We start from the raw sequence: 15372 nt of genomic DNA on the forward strand, positions 1-15372 counted from the left end.
ACTATATCGAATATTTCTATAATCCAGTGCGACATCATGGTAGTAATAACGGACTGTCTCCGATGAAGTTCGAGAAGCAGTATTTTGAGAAACTAGGAAGTGTCTAGAAAACTAGGGGCTTACCACACTGTAGAAGAAAGTAACAGTATTAGAGTGATTAGGAATTTGGTAAGCTTCTCCATAAAAATCCTTTTTATAACGTTTAACTAACTTTACTATAAAAGTTAGCGGGTTACGAGAGATTATTGAAGTTCACGCTTAGATGTTGAGCTTTCTTGTACAAAGGGAGTAGGGCAGAGCTTGGGAGCACCACAGCAGAACTGATGGGCTGAATGTGACTGTGATTGTGAAAGAGTCGAAGGTGGATAAGCTACTGATTGTGAAAAAAGTCGAGATACAACAGATCTCAGAGGAGGAAAGAAGAGAGCTGTTTGATAGGGTTTCAATCAACTGAAATTAATACTGACCCGATTAATTTTAAAATCAATATTTAGAATGAGTTATAAGTATCTAAAAAGCGTTCTTTTGAATGAGTTTCATCTTCACCAAGTAAAACTTCATTCAATTCAATCTTTATAGGTTCACCATTTTGTGAGAATTCCACAAAAATAAATTCCATGTAATAGTTGATAAAATATTGATTATGGTCCCCTAATGTCTGGTTTTGATCCATAGGTTTGAACGAATTTGAATGGATAAATGAAATATCTAAACTAGGCTTACTCTTTTTATAATACCCTACATTTGCCTGAACCAACTTAACTTCAACACCTTCTAGCTCTGGCATTCTTTCTTTTATGTAAGCCCGTGCTTTTTCTTCAAGTAATTCGACATTAAGTGAAGCAAGCCTTCCCCAACTAAGGTTGTCTGTTTTTGCATACAGATTCCCATGAAGTAAGAAAAACAAAATTAGAGTCAAAACAATCCAATTTTTCATAATATGAAACTAGCTCCATTTCAAAACTACTCAAAGAATATAACGAGACCGTAGAATTACTCGTTTTTGATTAATTTTTAACACAATACAGTGACAGTATCGAAGTTTCGATGGCTATTCAATTTTTTCACTTAGCTTAAATCTTTGATGAGTTTTTAGCGGAGGTGGTGTTTTCAAGGTAGTTTAGGCGAGCCAGAGTGGATAAGTTACTAAGATTGTGTAAAAAGCAGAGATACAACAGCTCTCAGAGGAGGAAAGAAGAGAGCTGTTTGATAGGGTTACAATCAACTAAAATTCCCCCATTAATTACACTTGCTCACTCTCTGCCTATAGTTATTGAATTAGGATTCCAGTGTTGTTGATTATTTTAAATAACTCGAACCTTAAACCGAAGATATGTGGTGTTTTAGAATAACAGTGTAGATGCAGCTGTGAGCTTCGATTTCAAGGATGAAATCGTAGAGCGTATAGGGACATATTTATAGCGTCTCACAGAAGTAGCTGCACATCAGCCTGCGGCAAGCAATAGATTACTTTGAACTTAGTTGAACTAAAGAAACGAAACAGATAACAATGAAAGTTGATGTATCAGAGCTAACTAAGAAGGAACTGCTCATCAAGTGCCAGTAGGCACTTGAAAGCAATTATGGTCTCCCCACAGGGACTCGAACCCCGATCGATCGCTTAGGAGGCGACTGCTCTATCCTGTTGAGCTATAGGGAGACGGGAGTGATTATACTGGTTTTCTCCTTAATGAAAAGAGGGGATGAAAAGCTAATTAATTTAGTTGATTATTTCTTATACTCTTCATGGCTCACATCTTTATCGCGATGTCGTTAATCTGTACATTGTAGGCGGCTTTTTGGTTCACTAACATTGCTGTGGCAGTGTCTTGAGTAACTTGGTCTATCTTAATGGTCGCTTTACTCTCACTGGCTACGGCACGCATCTTGTCAAAACGGTCAGGAATGTTCTCTTGAAGGACCAGTTGGAAGGTGTCTCCGACGCGGATCCCATGGCGGCGACCTAGATTAATGATCACTCTGTCATGTTGCTTAGCGACCACCTGACCAAGAATGGGTCTGCAGGTTAGACTGGTATCAATCTCTTGTACTGCTTGGGCTAGCACCTTGTCGATATTTTTTCCGTAGGCTGAATTCCAGAATCGATTTTGATTCGAGGGAACCGTTTCCTGACGTTCAAACTCCCAGGGCGCCGATGAGGTGAAATCTTGACTCCAGATCTGCTCGCCACTGATCCCGTGGTAAAGGGAGAGTCTGAGTTGAAATTGTCGAATGGGATCGCTGCTCCATAAGCCAAGCATATGACCTTCTGCTGGATCGGTTGAGATATCGATTATCTCTGGAAGCAGCACATATTGGCTGTCGGTTATTTCGCTGAGCCAGCTAGGTAATCTGTAACCTCTGATATCCACTAAGGCTTGTTCTATATCGAGTCGCTCATTGGCATGGATATGGGAGAAACTGCTATTTGAGGATTGGGTTAATGCATTACCAATGCGAACAGAGAGGGCTTTTTCAAAGGCGCCGATATTGCCGTAACGCAGTTGTGCTCTGTCTCTTATCATCGACTGGGGCACCAATACTGCGGCTTTTAGTGATTGACTGTCACATTGGGCTTGGTGAGCGCTGGCTCCGATAACATCAACTCTTACCATGACAGTGAGCTTACTGCCCTCTACTAGCTCGTTGATGAGCTCAACTTTAGCGGCTTGAGACTGTTTTTGTAGTGAAAAACTGTCCTGTGTTAATTGGCCATTATTAACCGTTTGAGTACTGGTAAAGCTGGCGCCATTTTGAAGTGTGGCATAGGTCAGGGCTTGATGAATGGCATCTTCGCGAGCTTTGGTGACATTGCCATCAACAATATTAGACTCCCCTTTGACGACGACCCAAGCAGCCACAGCTAAGTGGGAGTAGAGCGATATTAAGGTAAGCAGAAGCAAGGTTACAAATTTCATTTTATATCCATCTATTGCCGTCGATATCTGTGATGAGTGGCGCTATCGACATAAAAATGACAGTAACAGCGACTGTCAGCCATATGTTTAAGGTGAAGCAATTATCATGCCTCTATCGAATACTCTGAGAGGGAGACTCATTGAGTGGCATTACCCTCTAGGCATGTTATCTAGCTATACCGTTAATGTGACAGTGAAAACTGAAATTAGTCGATTAAAGTCATTAGCTTTGTAGTAAGCCAGCTGTAGTATTTATCATTGCCGTGGATCCAATCATGATTACCGTCAGCGTATTGTATCTCGGACAGATAAGTTTCAGGATCTGTGACCTCTTGATCGAACGTGGTCGCTGCATTAAAGAAGGTAAGACCAAATTGACTCCATACATATTCCACTGCATAGAAATATGAGTAGATGAGGTTTGTCATCGATTTTGACTCTTTAAAGTACTGACAAAATGGTGGATCGGATACCACTATCACTTTGTGTCCCTGATTGTGAAGCTTCAACAAGATAGAGAGTTGATCGGTGAGATCATCATTAAAATAGTCGACAAACTCTTTTGTGGTGATTTCATCAACGCCTTCTGGGTAGGTTTGGTCTAACCATGTGGAAAATCGTGAGATATTCTGATGTGTCTGCATTCCTAGATTGGTGATGATGGTGGAATTCGCTAAGGTTTTATCTTGCTGATGAGTATTTAAGTTAACAAGTATCTCAGACCAAAGCTTCCTCGAAATGGCACTCTCGAGGGGAACAAAATACTCGGCATCACACATGGCAAATTTCTTTTGTGAGAACCCTGAACCGTTCATAACCATACCGCCACAATGGGGGATATCCATTTGGTTTAGTGAGCGTGATAGTTTGCCCATATGGCTGTCACCAAAAAGAGTGAGGTTCACTTTTTGGGCTTGTTGTTGGCTCCCTTGAAGCTTTTTTGTGGCTTCGAGTAACTCATCTTCGCAAACGACTTCATTAGTGTCCGGTTGCTCTATGGTGGTTTGAGCTGTTTCATCTTGAACTGTTTTAGGGGAACTCTGTTTATCAATCACAGATTTGAAATGCTGCATAACATAGTTGACAGCCTGTGGAGTGACAGATCTTAGGTTGCTTTCAAATCTAAAGTCGCCAGCATTGGGAACGGTTATTAGTTCGTATGAGGGGAAATAAGAAAATTCGGAGTAATGATCGCTCATGAAGCCTGCAACGGTCCGCAATAATGATTTTGAACCTTGATTGGCAACTAAGATATGTTTATCAGTCATGGTAGCAGTTAAAGGTACTGGTGATACCGTTAAAATGATCTGAATCGCCGGGTTGATGGATTTCACTCTGGCGGAAATCGCTTTAAGATCTGCACATAACTCTTCATAGCTGAAGTTATGGAACTGATAAATAGAATCATCAAATTTGCCAGAGATGATCCCTGGGCAACTGGGATAGAATACACCTTCATTATCTCTCCAGGCCTCAGTCAACCCTAAGGTAAAAACCAGTACATCTGTGGTTGTGATTGTTGCGCGCATTTCTGCCGAGGCCTCGCTGCGAGCTGTCACTAAATCAGCTAGTGAGTCAAAACCTGCAGGATTAAAATTGGGCCTTAATAGATCGTAATACCTGTTGTCCTTACAATAAGTGGCGCAATTAATATCGAGTTGACTGCCCTTATCCTCAATATCAAACCATTGCAGAAAGCCCCTTGGTGTATAGAGGTTACCAAATGCAAAACTGGAAACTTGGTTGGATTCAAGCTTACTTTGATTAAATAGATAACTACCTGCGTTTAGCCACTTACCAACATGCTGTGCAAAGCAGGATCCTATGGATGAGATCCTAGGTGTACGCTGATTTAAATGAATGTTATGAAGTTTGGGAAAGATCTCGTGTCCAAGTTTAATATCAGCAACACCAGTACGCCAAAAGGAGCTATCGCCTTGATGACTATAAGGTGTAAATCCTGTTTTTTGCATAATGTTAGCTCCAGATCTTTAATAACTTAAAACGAAAAAGTGCCATAGTTATGGCGGTTTACGTTCTTCTTTGCTGATTAAAGCAATTAGTGTGCCTCTAAGACAGCGTTAGATAAATAGATTAAAGTTATGTGCTAAAAGGCCGATGAAGGGCTAGTAGAGCTGTATTAGCTCAGAGAGTGCGTGTATTACAGTGTAGTTAAAGTCCTTTTGGCTTGATACTTGCTTTCTCTATAAGGTTATTAAGTGAGCTTGTCAGTGTTAGTTTGCCTAATTTGGGATGTTTGTTTTTATATTAGCTCTGTCGATTCATTGAATTGTTTGTTTATTTTAAGGTTTAGCCATGCGTACCCTACAGCTTGTTTTAGTTACATTACTCCTTAGCGGGTGTGCTCAGCAGGTACACACAACCAAGTCACCGCTTGCCGACGGCAATAGGTTGCCGTCAACGTCGGCCATTAATCATGTGTCACAACAGATCGCGAATGAGTTGGTAAGGCAAAATGATGCTTTACGTGCTAATCAGCCTTTGCTGGTTGCTACACCAGTTTTGTTAGCTGATTTAAATCAGACCAATGCTGTAGGACTTCAGCTTCAGGAGGGGTTGACTGCGGCAATGCACGATCATCAATTTAGTTTGGTCGATATCAATGTGGGCGAGAATATTCGAGTTACCCCTCAAGGTGATTTTTTATTGACACGAAACTGGAAACAGCTGCCAACAGATATTGCTGTTGAGCATGTATTGGTGTCGACCATGAGCATGAGCAGCGAAGGGATGGTGATTAATGCCAGAATCGTTAATATTACCAATAATCGTGTTGTTTCAGCCTCTCAAGCGAGTTTTGGACTTGAGCAGTTACCCGGTTATTTAAGGGTGTCAGAACAGGTGGTCTCTCAAGATGGGTTACTGTACCGAGACAGCGGCATGGGAGAGAAAGAGGTGAGAGTGATTGGAGGTTTGAAATGAATAAGTATTTAATCTTGACGATATTCTTACTATCTGGGTGTGCATCCCAAGATCGATACGTAGAGTGGGAGACGCAAAAACCTGAGAGCTTTCCAAAGCTGACCGCTATAGGCTATGCAACTTTAGATGCCCAACCCTCGAAGAGTAAGTCTCAGCAGGTTTTGATGGCGATGCAAGCATCTAAAATTGCCGCTTACCGTGAGTTAGCTGAGCAGGTTTATGGCCAAGAGCTCTCTGCGACCAGTAAGGTTAACGACTGGATGCTAACTGATGATGCAATACAAGCATCTGTTACAGGCATTATTAGAGGGGCTAAAGTGGTCAAGAGTTATCCAGCGGGAGAGCACTACGTCACTGAATTGGAACTGGATTTCTCACAAGTTTGGGCGCTTTATCAACAAAACAATAGGCCGCAAACAATTAAGAGTGTGACCTATTTTTAACTCTTAAGAAGCAACAAGTAAAAAGTTGAGGATTATCCCTCAACTTTTTTAATGTCATATTTCTACTCCTAGTTATTGGTACCCCCGAGCAAAACAGATGGTTTCTCTTCTTCATTAAACACACCTTATTGGATCCTATTAATTATCAGTTAACGATGAGGGATGGGAGTTGTACTGACGAGGCGAGAAAGATTCGGATACAAGTGTGCTGTGTACTGAGAGAGCAGGGAGCAAGCTTAGAGGAGATTAGCAGACGTTAGCTGCCGATTAAGCTTTTAAGTTATTTCCTAAGGTCGATATCGTCGATGTCTTACCTTTGCCGTTGTAAGTAAGGCTTGATGCATTTCTACTGGCCTGAAGGGCTTGGGCGAAACGATTGACACTGGCCAAGTTGAGCTCAATTAAGCTGGCATTTTCCATATTAAGCTGCTGACACTCTGCAAGCTGCTCTTTGGCAATCTTCACTTGATTGATGAGAGCTGGTTCAGTCGAAAGCGCTGCAATGTCCGGTTGAGCGGATAGAACACCATCATTGGCCTTTAAGGCGTCAAGTAACTTAGCTTTGCTGGAAGCCAGTGTAAGTAAAAGCTCGGCATCTTGATCAACCAATGCGCTTTTTTCTTCAGATATCGTTACTTTCAGCTCTTGTAATAGCTGATGTTGCTTTTCAATGATGCTGGATAGTTGGCTCATAAAAACTAATTGAGATCCTTGAGTTCATTCTCAAACATAGCGATATTGCTAGCAAGCTTTTCAGGATCGACTTTATAGCGTCCCTCGGCAATCGCAAGCTTAATTTCTGCAACTTTCTGTTTATCCACTTCTGGAATGTCACTCAACTTGGCTTGGATGCTTTGCAGCTGTTGAGCTTGAGAAGTGATCGATACAGAGTCACTTTTAGGAGGCGTGCTGATTGAACTCGCGTTATTGCCAGCTTGACTCGTTTGAGTGTTGGTTTTGTTCGCTGATGCCTTGTTTACATGGGCGTTAGCAGCGGAGTTTACTTGTTTAATATCAATAGCCATCATCAGGCTCCAGCAGTAAAAAAAAGAAGAACATACTCGTGTATCGGCAAGGATAAGTAGAGCTTTAGTATATTTTTACGTTTTTTACATTCTAACTTCAACTTCACCTACACCCGTGACGGTAGCATGTAGACTTTTATTGGAATGTGTATTCTTAATTCGGATTCTATCACCTAAATTACCATCTCGCAGCGCTTCACCGACAGTTTTTATTACGACATTTGCCGAACGGGCGTATATGGAGACTGTATCGCCTTTGCATACAAAGCAGAGGTTACCACTAAATATAGGCTGATTAGGGGGAATGCGTCTCTTAACTCGAGTGCCGACCACCTGCTTAATGTCATCAAACTGCTGGCCTCTAAGATTGGTTCTATCGACATATTCGATGATCACATCATCATTGGAAAGCAAGTCTCCTGGGCCTAATGTCTCCCTTGCAACGACAACTGGATAGAGTATGTCTACGCGCACTGAGAGAAAAATTTGCCAAGGATAGTCCAGCTGTGGACTATCGCAGCTTATTTTTACTGTATTGGTTCGCTTAATGGCCCTGTTTGTCGCAAGCTCTGCTTTAACGGGGGGGAAACACGCAGGTGGTGTAATTCGTGTATCTAGACTTTGAGGGGTGATCTTTACTTTAGCATCACCGGAGACATCTATTTTTTTTTCTATGGTCTCTATAGCTAAATTTGATATGGTCGATAAAGAGGGCACACTAGCCTGAGTAACACTTAAGGCGTGTGTTGAGAATAATAATGTGAAGAAAATGAGTACATTTTTTACTTTCATAATGAATAGACTAGCTTGAACCGCTAGATTACACCTATACTTTCGTAAAGAACGTGATTTTGCACTTCTCAAATCTAAGGGAAGGAGTCATAAACTTGACTAATTCACGTTCTGGTTGTGAGATATATCTATTCAAGCAATTAATATGCCTATACTCAGTTAAGTTATGAAATGTAGGTCAGCATCCTAAAGACGACAAGGCAAGCGTATTATGTCAAGTATTCTTGAGTCAGTTAACAAACGAACCCAGCTAGTTGGGGCGAACCGCTTAGAGCTTTTACTTTTTAAGCTTAACGGCCGTCAAAGGTTCGGAATCAACGTGTTCAAAGTTAAGGAAGTGCTCCAATGTCCACCCTTAACCAGTTTGCCTAAATTAAGTGCATTTGTTAAAGGGGTTGCGCATATTCGCGGTGCGACAATATCTGTGATTGATCTCAGCGCGGCAACTGGTGGCCGCCCAATTGAAGATATCGACGGCTGTTTTATCATTATTTCTGAATACAACCGAAGTATTCAGGGCTTTTTGGTAAAGTCAGTAGAGCGGATAATTAATATGAATTGGGAGGCGATAATGCCACCACCACAGGGATCTGGACGCTACTCTTATCTGACCGCTGTGACAGAGATAGAGGGTGAACTCGTTGAGATCCTTGATGTTGAAAAAATTCTTGATGAGATATCTCCTGTTAAAACTGAAATTAGCCAAGAGTTAAGTGAACAGTTAACCGTAGATAAAGATGATAATTTTCATATCATGGTTATCGATGATTCTGCAGTGGCAAGAAAACAGATCATTCGTGCTCTTGAAGCATTGGGGCTGCAGATTGATACGGCTATTGATGGTAAAGATGCGCTTGATAAATTGACCAAAATGGCCGAAGAGATGGACAATGTCTCCAAGGAGATCCCGCTCATCATCTCAGATATCGAGATGCCAGAGATGGATGGCTATACTCTAACTGCAGAGATTAGGGATAATCCAAAACTGAAAGATATTAAAATTGTACTGCACACCTCCTTGAGTGGAGTATTTAATCAGGCCATGGTCGAGAAAGTTGGGGCGAATGATTTTATTGCTAAATTTAATCCCGATGAGCTTGCTGCGGCAGTGAATAAGCATTTAAGTCTAGAATGATAGAAGATTGAGGGCTGCGGTTTTTATATTATGCTTGTTTCTTTATACTTGCTAATGTATAACCCAGCGCTCTATACGAAATGATGCTGTAATAGCCTGTTTTACTGATATTAGGATATCTAGGTGCCAAATAAATCACTTGCTGAAACTGAATACACACAATTTAGATTATTTCTGGAACAACACAGTGGTATTGTGCTGGGTGATAATAAGCAGTATTTAGTACGCAGTCGCTTAGCACCTTTAATGGGACAGTATAATCTTCCATCCTTGTCAGAAGTGGTCAAACACTCCATGAAGCCGACAGAGCGGCAGTTGAGAGCGTCGGTGATTGATGCGATGACCACGAATGAAACCTTATGGTTTAGAGATAGGTACCCTTTTGAGTTGCTGTCTAATAAGTTATTGCCCGAATATGGCAAGCTTGGTAGACCACTTAAAATATGGTCGGCAGCCTGCTCCTCAGGTCAAGAACCCTATTCACTTGCAATGACTATCTTAGAGTATCAACAGAAAAAGCCAGGAACCTTGCCGGGTAACGCCTCTATTTTAGCAACGGATCTATCTCCCTCTATGCTTGAAAGGTGTAAAAATGCTGAGTATGACAATTTGGCATTAGGCAGAGGCTTGTCTGAAGAGCGCAAGCGTCAGTTTTTTACGGCGACCAATGACGGCACTATGGTGATCAAGGACAATGTTAAGCGCCTAGTTAACTTTAGAGCCCATAATCTACTTGAAAGTTACACCTTGCTAGGTAAGTTTGACATTATATTTTGTCGTAATGTGCTTATCTATTTCTCTCCAGAGGCAAAGGCCAAAATCCTGCGGCAATTTGCTGCCGCTTTGAACCCGAAAGGGATACTCTTTCTTGGCGCGTCTGAGTCAATTGCCGGATTAACAGAGGAGTTTGATATGATCCGCTGTAATCCAGGTATTTATTATCAAAAGAAAATTTAAATGATTATCTAAACTATCGTCTATATTGAGTTTGAAACTAAGCGCCAGTGGTTTCTGGGTTAGTTTCATGCTCTGATAGGGCATCTATCCTCATTATATTCTCTGTTACCTCTTCGTTAAGCCATTCTAATTAAATCTGTTTATTAAGTGCTTCAATCTTTTCTTACTTGCCTTTAACGTTCTCAAGCTCAAACCTCCTCATATACCGATTGATATTGTATTTTCTGGCATGACTATTGCTTTGTTATTGACATTGAGTTTAGGAGGCAGTTTTATGGCGATTAGTTTTGATAAGGCGTTAGGAGTTCACCAATATACACTAGGGATCCGCTCCCAGCGTGCTGAGGTTATCTCTTCAAACATAGCCAATGCAGACACTCCTCACTATAAAGCGCGTGATATCGATTTTGATAAAGCACTGCAATCAGCAAGGAGTCAACAGCGTGGACTGGCGATGACTGGCAGTGACAGTAAACATTTTGATTTAGCAGCCCTCTCTGAACAACATTATGGTTATAGAGTGCCTAATCAACCAGATACCGGTGATGGTAATACCGTCGATATCCAGCAAGAGCAATCAGAGTTTATGCAAAATGCCCTTGAGTATCAGATGTCGCTGGGATTTTTAGACAGTAAGTTCTCTGGACTTAAGAAAGCACTGAAAGGAAATTAATGATGAGTTTATTCAATATTTTTAACGTTTCAGGCTCAGGTATGTCGGCTCAATCAGTGAGATTGAACACCACTGCCAGTAATATTGCCAATGCCGATTCAGTCTCCAGTAGCATTGATGAGACATACCGAGCAAGGCATCCCATTTTTGAAGCTGAGATGGCTAAAGCCAGTCATCAGCAGCAATCATCACAATCCGTTGCCGTTAAGGGCATTGTTGAGAGTGATGCGCCTTTGCAGAAGGAGTACTCTCCGAATCACCCAATGGCTGATACAGATGGCTTTATCTATAAACCGAATGTGAACGTGATGGAGGAGATGGCGGATATGATCTCAGCGTCTCGCTCATATCAGATGAATGTGCAGGTTGCTGAAGCGGCTAAATCTATGCTTCAGCAAACCTTAAGAATTGGCAAATAGAGGAGCTAAGCAGTGAGCCTCATTAATCCGCTAAATAGTGCCCAAAATGTGGGCGGTGCTTCTCAGACACCGAATCAATCTGTGGCGCCGGCGCAGCAAACGGCTTCGGCAGCACAAGCTGCTACGCAAAATACTGAACAGACGTCGACAACGGGAAATCCATTTATTGATGCGATTCGCTTACCGGATGAATCATCGATACCTGAGCCGAATAATCAGGAGTTGACCCAAGAAGATTTCTTCTCTCTATTAAGTCAGCAGTTGTCTATGCAGGACCCGTTCAAGCCTGTTGATAATGATCAGATGATCGCTCAGATGGCATCATTTTCTACGGTAGACGGCATTAATAACCTTAATGATGAGATTGTTAACCTTAATACAGTGATGACATCGAGCCAGGCGCTGCAGGCATCTGGCTTAGTAGGACAGAAGGTGTTGATCCCATCTGATACAGGGCATGTTTCCGCTGAAGGGCGAGAACTTAAAGGGATCATCAGTACCCCAGAAGCTATTGAAAGCATTACTGTGCGTGTTGAGGATGAAAAAGGTCAGTTAATCAAGTCGTTTACTGTTGACGGCAGTGCCGGCGGCAACGTGGATGTGGCATGGGACGGACTTGATAAAAATGGTGAGCCAGTTGCCGACGGTAACTACTCTATCAAGGCATCCGGCAAAGTCGATGGTAAGAGTGAAGATTTAGCCGTATCAACCTATGCCCACGTGACCAGTGTTTCACTGGGTACGGCAAGTACAGGTGCCATTCTTAACTTACGTGGTGTAGGTGGTATTAAGATTGGAGATGTATTAGCCGTCGCTGAAAGCTAGCTAAAATAACAAGCTTATCTGCGAAGTGGATGGGTTTAAGTAATAAATTATCCTGAACCTTAGGGGACTGGATATCAGTTCAAACAATGAAGTGATGACAGGATTGTCATCATTCAGAAATGAATCGAAATCGAGGTGAATTATGTCGTTTAACATTGCATTGAGTGGTATTTCCGCTGCCCAGAAAGATCTAAATACCACAGCGAATAACATCGCTAACGTTAACAGCATTGGCTTTAAGGAATCTCGAGCTGAATTCGCCGATGTATACGCAAACTCCATTTTTGCGAACAGTAAGACTGCGGTTGGTGGAGGTGCGACAACGAGTCAAGTAGCTCAGCAGTTCCATCAAGGTAGCTTACAATTCACCAACAATGCCCTAGATATGGCGATTAATGGTGGCGGCTTTTTCGTTACATCAAGCAGCTTAGATTCACAAGATCATACCTTCACTAGAGCTGGGGCGTTTAAAGTCGATTCAAATAACTATTTGGTGGACTCGCAAGGTAATTTCCTACAGACATTTGGTGTCGATAAAGATGGTAACTCAACATCGGTGAGTCTAACGACGACGAGTCCAGTGGTCATTCCTGATACCGCAGGTAGTCCAAAGATGACAGATGAAATTGGGATACAGATGAACCTAAATGCGGGCGATGACACCTTAGACCCAGCAGCATTTGATCCAAACGATCGTGATACTTATAACAACTCAACTGCGGTGACCTTATATGACTCTTTAGGTGAGCCTCATATTATGACTACCTACTTTGTTCGTCCTCCTCAAGCAGCATACACTGGCGCAAGTAACTGGGTGGCTTTCTACGCCGTTGATGGAAAGCAAGTTGATTTAGCAGGTCCCGCTGGTACGTATCAAACTGACACGAATAACGATGGTACTGCCGATGGTACTGGCTCTGCAACAACGGCTGGTGGATGGAAAGGGTCGGTTTTGACCTATAACGATACTGGTGCATATATTGGTAGTGATCCTGCGGTTGTGACAACAGAGGAGCTTGGTGTTAATGGTGCTGGGGTACTAGGCCCAGGCGCTGATGGTACCCAAACTTTGGCAGTTAAATATAATAATCCAACTCAATATGCTTCAACATTTGAGGTCACTGAACTCACTCAAGATGGTACAACTGTTGGTCGTTTAACCAATGTTGAAGTAGGGGCCGACGGTCTAATTAATGCCAGCTACAGTAACGGCTCGACGGTTCCGTTGGCGAGAGTCGCTTTGGCTCGTTTTGCCAATGAACAAGGCTTGACTCAAGTCGGTAATACTTCATGGAAAGCCAGTTTAGATTCAGGCCTTGCCCTTGCCGGTGAGGCAAACAGCGGGACGTTTGGTAGTATTCGTTCATCGGCTCTTGAGCAGTCGAATGTCGATTTGACCACAGAGTTGGTCGACCTTATCTCTGCCCAAAGAAACTTCCAGGCAAACTCAAGAACCTTGGAAGTGAACAACACTTTGCAACAAACGGTACTTCAGATCCGATAGCTCCATTAAAATAAGAGGAGCGGTCTACACCGCTCCTCTTATTTTCTCTAAATCTTCTTGCTGCTCACCCTTTATATTCTCTAGTCCTATTTCTACCACCGCCAATAATTTGTTCCTATTGTGGCATGTAACTTGCTGCATATTATTCATATAAAGTTTTATGCGAAAGATTGACGGAGGAGCTGGTGGATAAATTACTCTACGTCGCAATGAGTGGCGCTAAGCAGAATATGAACGCTCTGGCGGTACGTGCGAATAACTTAGCTAATGCTAATACCGATGGCTTTAAAGCGGACATGGAGCAGGCGCGTTCTATGCAGGCTTTCGGCGAAGGTTTGCCGACGCGCGTATTTGCAATGACGGAAAATCCATCGGCAAATTTCTCCTCAGGTCCACTTAAAACAACCGGGCGAGATCTTGATATTGCGATTAATGGTAGTGGCTGGATAGCCGTTCAAGGTGCTGATGGTGGTGAAGCTTATACTCGCTCTGGGAGCTTAAGTTTCGACACTTCAGGTTTACTGCGTAATGACAGAGGAAACCCTATTATGGGGGACTCTGGTCCTATTGTTTTACCACTGCCGATAGAGAAAGTTGAGATAGCTCAAGATGGGATTATCTCAGTGCGTCCCTTAGGGGCGACAGCTGAAGTGATTGAAGAGGTCGGCAGGATTAAGTTAGTCAATCCTGGCGATGGAAATATGATGCGAGGAGCTGATGGTTTGTTTCGACAGATGTCAGGTGAAATTGCTCCTGCTGATCCACGTGTTGCCGTTGAAAGTGGTGCGGTAGAGGGCAGTAATGTGAATGCTGTCGATGAGATGGTGTCTTTGATTGATATACAACGTCAGTTTGAGATGCAGGTCAAGATGATGAAAACCGCAGAAGAGATGGATCAAGCATCCTCTTCATTAATGCGTATTAGCTAGGAGATTATATTATGCATCCGGCGTTATGGATAAGTAAGACTGGGTTAGATGCTCAGCAAACCGATATTTCAGTTATCTCCAATAATGTGGCTAATGCCAGCACCGTTGGTTATAAAAAGAGCCGCGCAGTTTTTGAAGACCTTCTATATCAAACTGTCAATCAAGCGGGTGGCGTGAGTGCATCAAACACTAAACTGCCTAATGGATTAAACGTTGGTGCGGGAACAAAAGTCGTTGCCACTCAAAAGGTATTTACTCAAGGCAACATGCTGACTACCGATAATTCATTAGATCTGATGGTTGAAGGACCTGGATTTTTTGAAATTCAGCTGCCGGACGGCACTGCTGCTTACACCCGAAATGGTCAATTTACACTGGATGACACTGGGCAGATAGTGACATCTGGCTCTGGGTATGTGGTTCAACCCGCGATTACTATTCCTGAGAATGCCACTGGTATTACAGTTTCCGCTGAAGGCGAAGTGTCGGTAAAAACAGCTGGCACTGCTGAGAGTCAGGTGGTTGGTCAGCTAACCATGTCAGACTTTATCAATCCAAGTGGGTTAGATCCCATGGGACAGAACTTATATACGGAAACGGGCGCCAGTGGTACTCCTATTCAGGGAACTGCATCTCTTGATGGCATGGGGGCTGTGCGTCAGGGCGCTTTGGAAACATCGAATGTGAATGTAACCGAAGAGTTGGTGAACTTGATTGAGAGTCAGCGTATCTATGAGATGAACTCTAAAGTTATCTCGGCTGTTGATCAGATGTTGTCATACGTGAACCAGAACCTATAGAGGCTTCGC

16 protein-coding genes and 1 tRNA gene are annotated in these 15372 nt (G+C 42.6%); 10 read left to right on the top strand and 7 right to left on the bottom strand.

The features are described 5' to 3' along the window. Positions 1-490: 490 nt before the first annotated feature. The 4 genes from K0625_RS15830 to K0625_RS15845 form a co-directional block, all read right to left on the bottom strand. On the bottom strand, positions 491-937 hold the full coding sequence (locus K0625_RS15830; protein WP_220110584.1) for a hypothetical protein: 447 nt from the start codon (positions 935-937) through the stop codon (positions 491-493). A gap of 647 nt (positions 938-1584) precedes the next feature. Beyond that, positions 1585-1660 (bottom strand) — tRNA-Arg (locus K0625_RS15835). A 91-nt stretch (positions 1661-1751) separates the two neighbouring features. After that, the gene (locus tag K0625_RS15840) at positions 1752-2918 is read right to left on the bottom strand and encodes a flagellar assembly protein FlgT (protein ID WP_220110585.1); all 1167 of its coding nucleotides are present in this window, start codon (positions 2916-2918) and stop codon (positions 1752-1754) included. Between the two features lie 206 nt (positions 2919-3124). Continuing rightward, a complete protein-coding gene (locus tag K0625_RS15845) occupies positions 3125-4891 on the bottom strand; it encodes a GSCFA domain-containing protein (RefSeq protein ID WP_220110586.1) in 1767 nt (588 codons plus the stop codon). Between the two features lie 343 nt (positions 4892-5234). Here K0625_RS15845 and K0625_RS15850 point away from each other — a divergent pair, with 343 nt between their 5' ends. Next, positions 5235-5861 carry a FlgO family outer membrane protein gene (locus K0625_RS15850; protein ID WP_220110587.1) on the top strand — a complete coding sequence of 209 codons (627 nt, stop codon included), beginning with the start codon at positions 5235-5237 and terminating at the stop codon, positions 5859-5861. Beyond that, a complete protein-coding gene (locus K0625_RS15855) occupies positions 5858-6304 on the top strand; it encodes an LPP20 family lipoprotein (RefSeq protein ID WP_220110588.1) in 447 nt (148 codons plus the stop codon). The genes K0625_RS15850 and K0625_RS15855 overlap by 4 nt, the downstream gene beginning before the upstream one ends. Positions 6305-6571: 267 nt before the next feature. On the opposite strand, the gene K0625_RS15860 is transcribed toward K0625_RS15855, so the two are convergent. The 3 genes from K0625_RS15860 to flgA all read right to left on the bottom strand — a co-directional run bounded on the left by K0625_RS15860 (position 6572) and on the right by flgA (position 8121). Continuing rightward, positions 6572-6997 carry a flagella synthesis protein FlgN gene (locus K0625_RS15860; protein ID WP_220110589.1) on the bottom strand — a complete coding sequence of 142 codons (426 nt, stop codon included), beginning with the start codon at positions 6995-6997 and terminating at the stop codon, positions 6572-6574. Between the two features lie 5 nt (positions 6998-7002). Next, a complete protein-coding gene (flgM, locus tag K0625_RS15865) occupies positions 7003-7329 on the bottom strand; it encodes a flagellar biosynthesis anti-sigma factor FlgM (RefSeq protein ID WP_220110702.1) in 327 nt (108 codons plus the stop codon). 84 nt (positions 7330-7413) lie between these two features. Beyond that, positions 7414-8121: a flagellar basal body P-ring formation chaperone FlgA gene (flgA, locus tag K0625_RS15870; protein WP_220110590.1), complete on the bottom strand. Its 708-nt coding sequence runs from the start codon at positions 8119-8121 to the stop codon at positions 7414-7416. A 211-nt stretch (positions 8122-8332) separates the two neighbouring features. Between flgA and K0625_RS15875 the strand changes: the two genes are divergently transcribed. From K0625_RS15875 to flgG, 8 genes are all read left to right on the top strand, one after another. Next, a complete protein-coding gene (locus K0625_RS15875) occupies positions 8333-9256 on the top strand; it encodes a chemotaxis protein CheV (protein WP_220110591.1) in 924 nt (307 codons plus the stop codon). A gap of 123 nt (positions 9257-9379) precedes the next feature. Beyond that, positions 9380-10213 (top strand): CheR family methyltransferase, encoded by an 834-nt coding sequence (locus tag K0625_RS15880; RefSeq protein ID WP_220110592.1) that lies wholly within the window; start codon positions 9380-9382, stop codon positions 10211-10213. 274 nt (positions 10214-10487) lie between these two features. Next, positions 10488-10886, top strand: a complete 399-nt coding sequence (gene flgB, locus K0625_RS15885) for a flagellar basal body rod protein FlgB (RefSeq protein ID WP_220110593.1) — start codon at positions 10488-10490, stop codon at positions 10884-10886. A gap of 2 nt (positions 10887-10888) precedes the next feature. Next, the gene (gene flgC, locus K0625_RS15890; RefSeq protein WP_041417547.1) at positions 10889-11305 is read left to right on the top strand and encodes a flagellar basal body rod protein FlgC; all 417 of its coding nucleotides are present in this window, start codon (positions 10889-10891) and stop codon (positions 11303-11305) included. An 81-nt stretch (positions 11306-11386) separates the two neighbouring features. Continuing rightward, positions 11387-12130 carry a flagellar hook assembly protein FlgD gene (flgD, locus tag K0625_RS15895; protein WP_333473864.1) on the top strand — a complete coding sequence of 248 codons (744 nt, stop codon included), beginning with the start codon at positions 11387-11389 and terminating at the stop codon, positions 12128-12130. 142 nt (positions 12131-12272) lie between these two features. Then, the gene (gene flgE, locus K0625_RS15900) at positions 12273-13634 is read left to right on the top strand and encodes a flagellar hook protein FlgE (protein ID WP_220110595.1); all 1362 of its coding nucleotides are present in this window, start codon (positions 12273-12275) and stop codon (positions 13632-13634) included. 185 nt (positions 13635-13819) lie between these two features. Further along, complete coding sequence (gene flgF / locus K0625_RS15905) at positions 13820-14563, top strand: flagellar basal-body rod protein FlgF (protein ID WP_220110596.1); 744 nt, start codon at positions 13820-13822, stop codon at positions 14561-14563. An 11-nt stretch (positions 14564-14574) separates the two neighbouring features. Then, positions 14575-15363, top strand: a complete 789-nt coding sequence (gene flgG / locus K0625_RS15910) for a flagellar basal-body rod protein FlgG (RefSeq protein WP_012324234.1) — start codon at positions 14575-14577, stop codon at positions 15361-15363. Positions 15364-15372 lie beyond the last annotated feature (9 nt).

The sequence above is a fragment of the Shewanella nanhaiensis genome (assembly GCF_019457885.1).
In the GTDB taxonomy this organism is placed as follows: Bacteria; Pseudomonadota; Gammaproteobacteria; order Enterobacterales; family Shewanellaceae; genus Shewanella; species Shewanella nanhaiensis.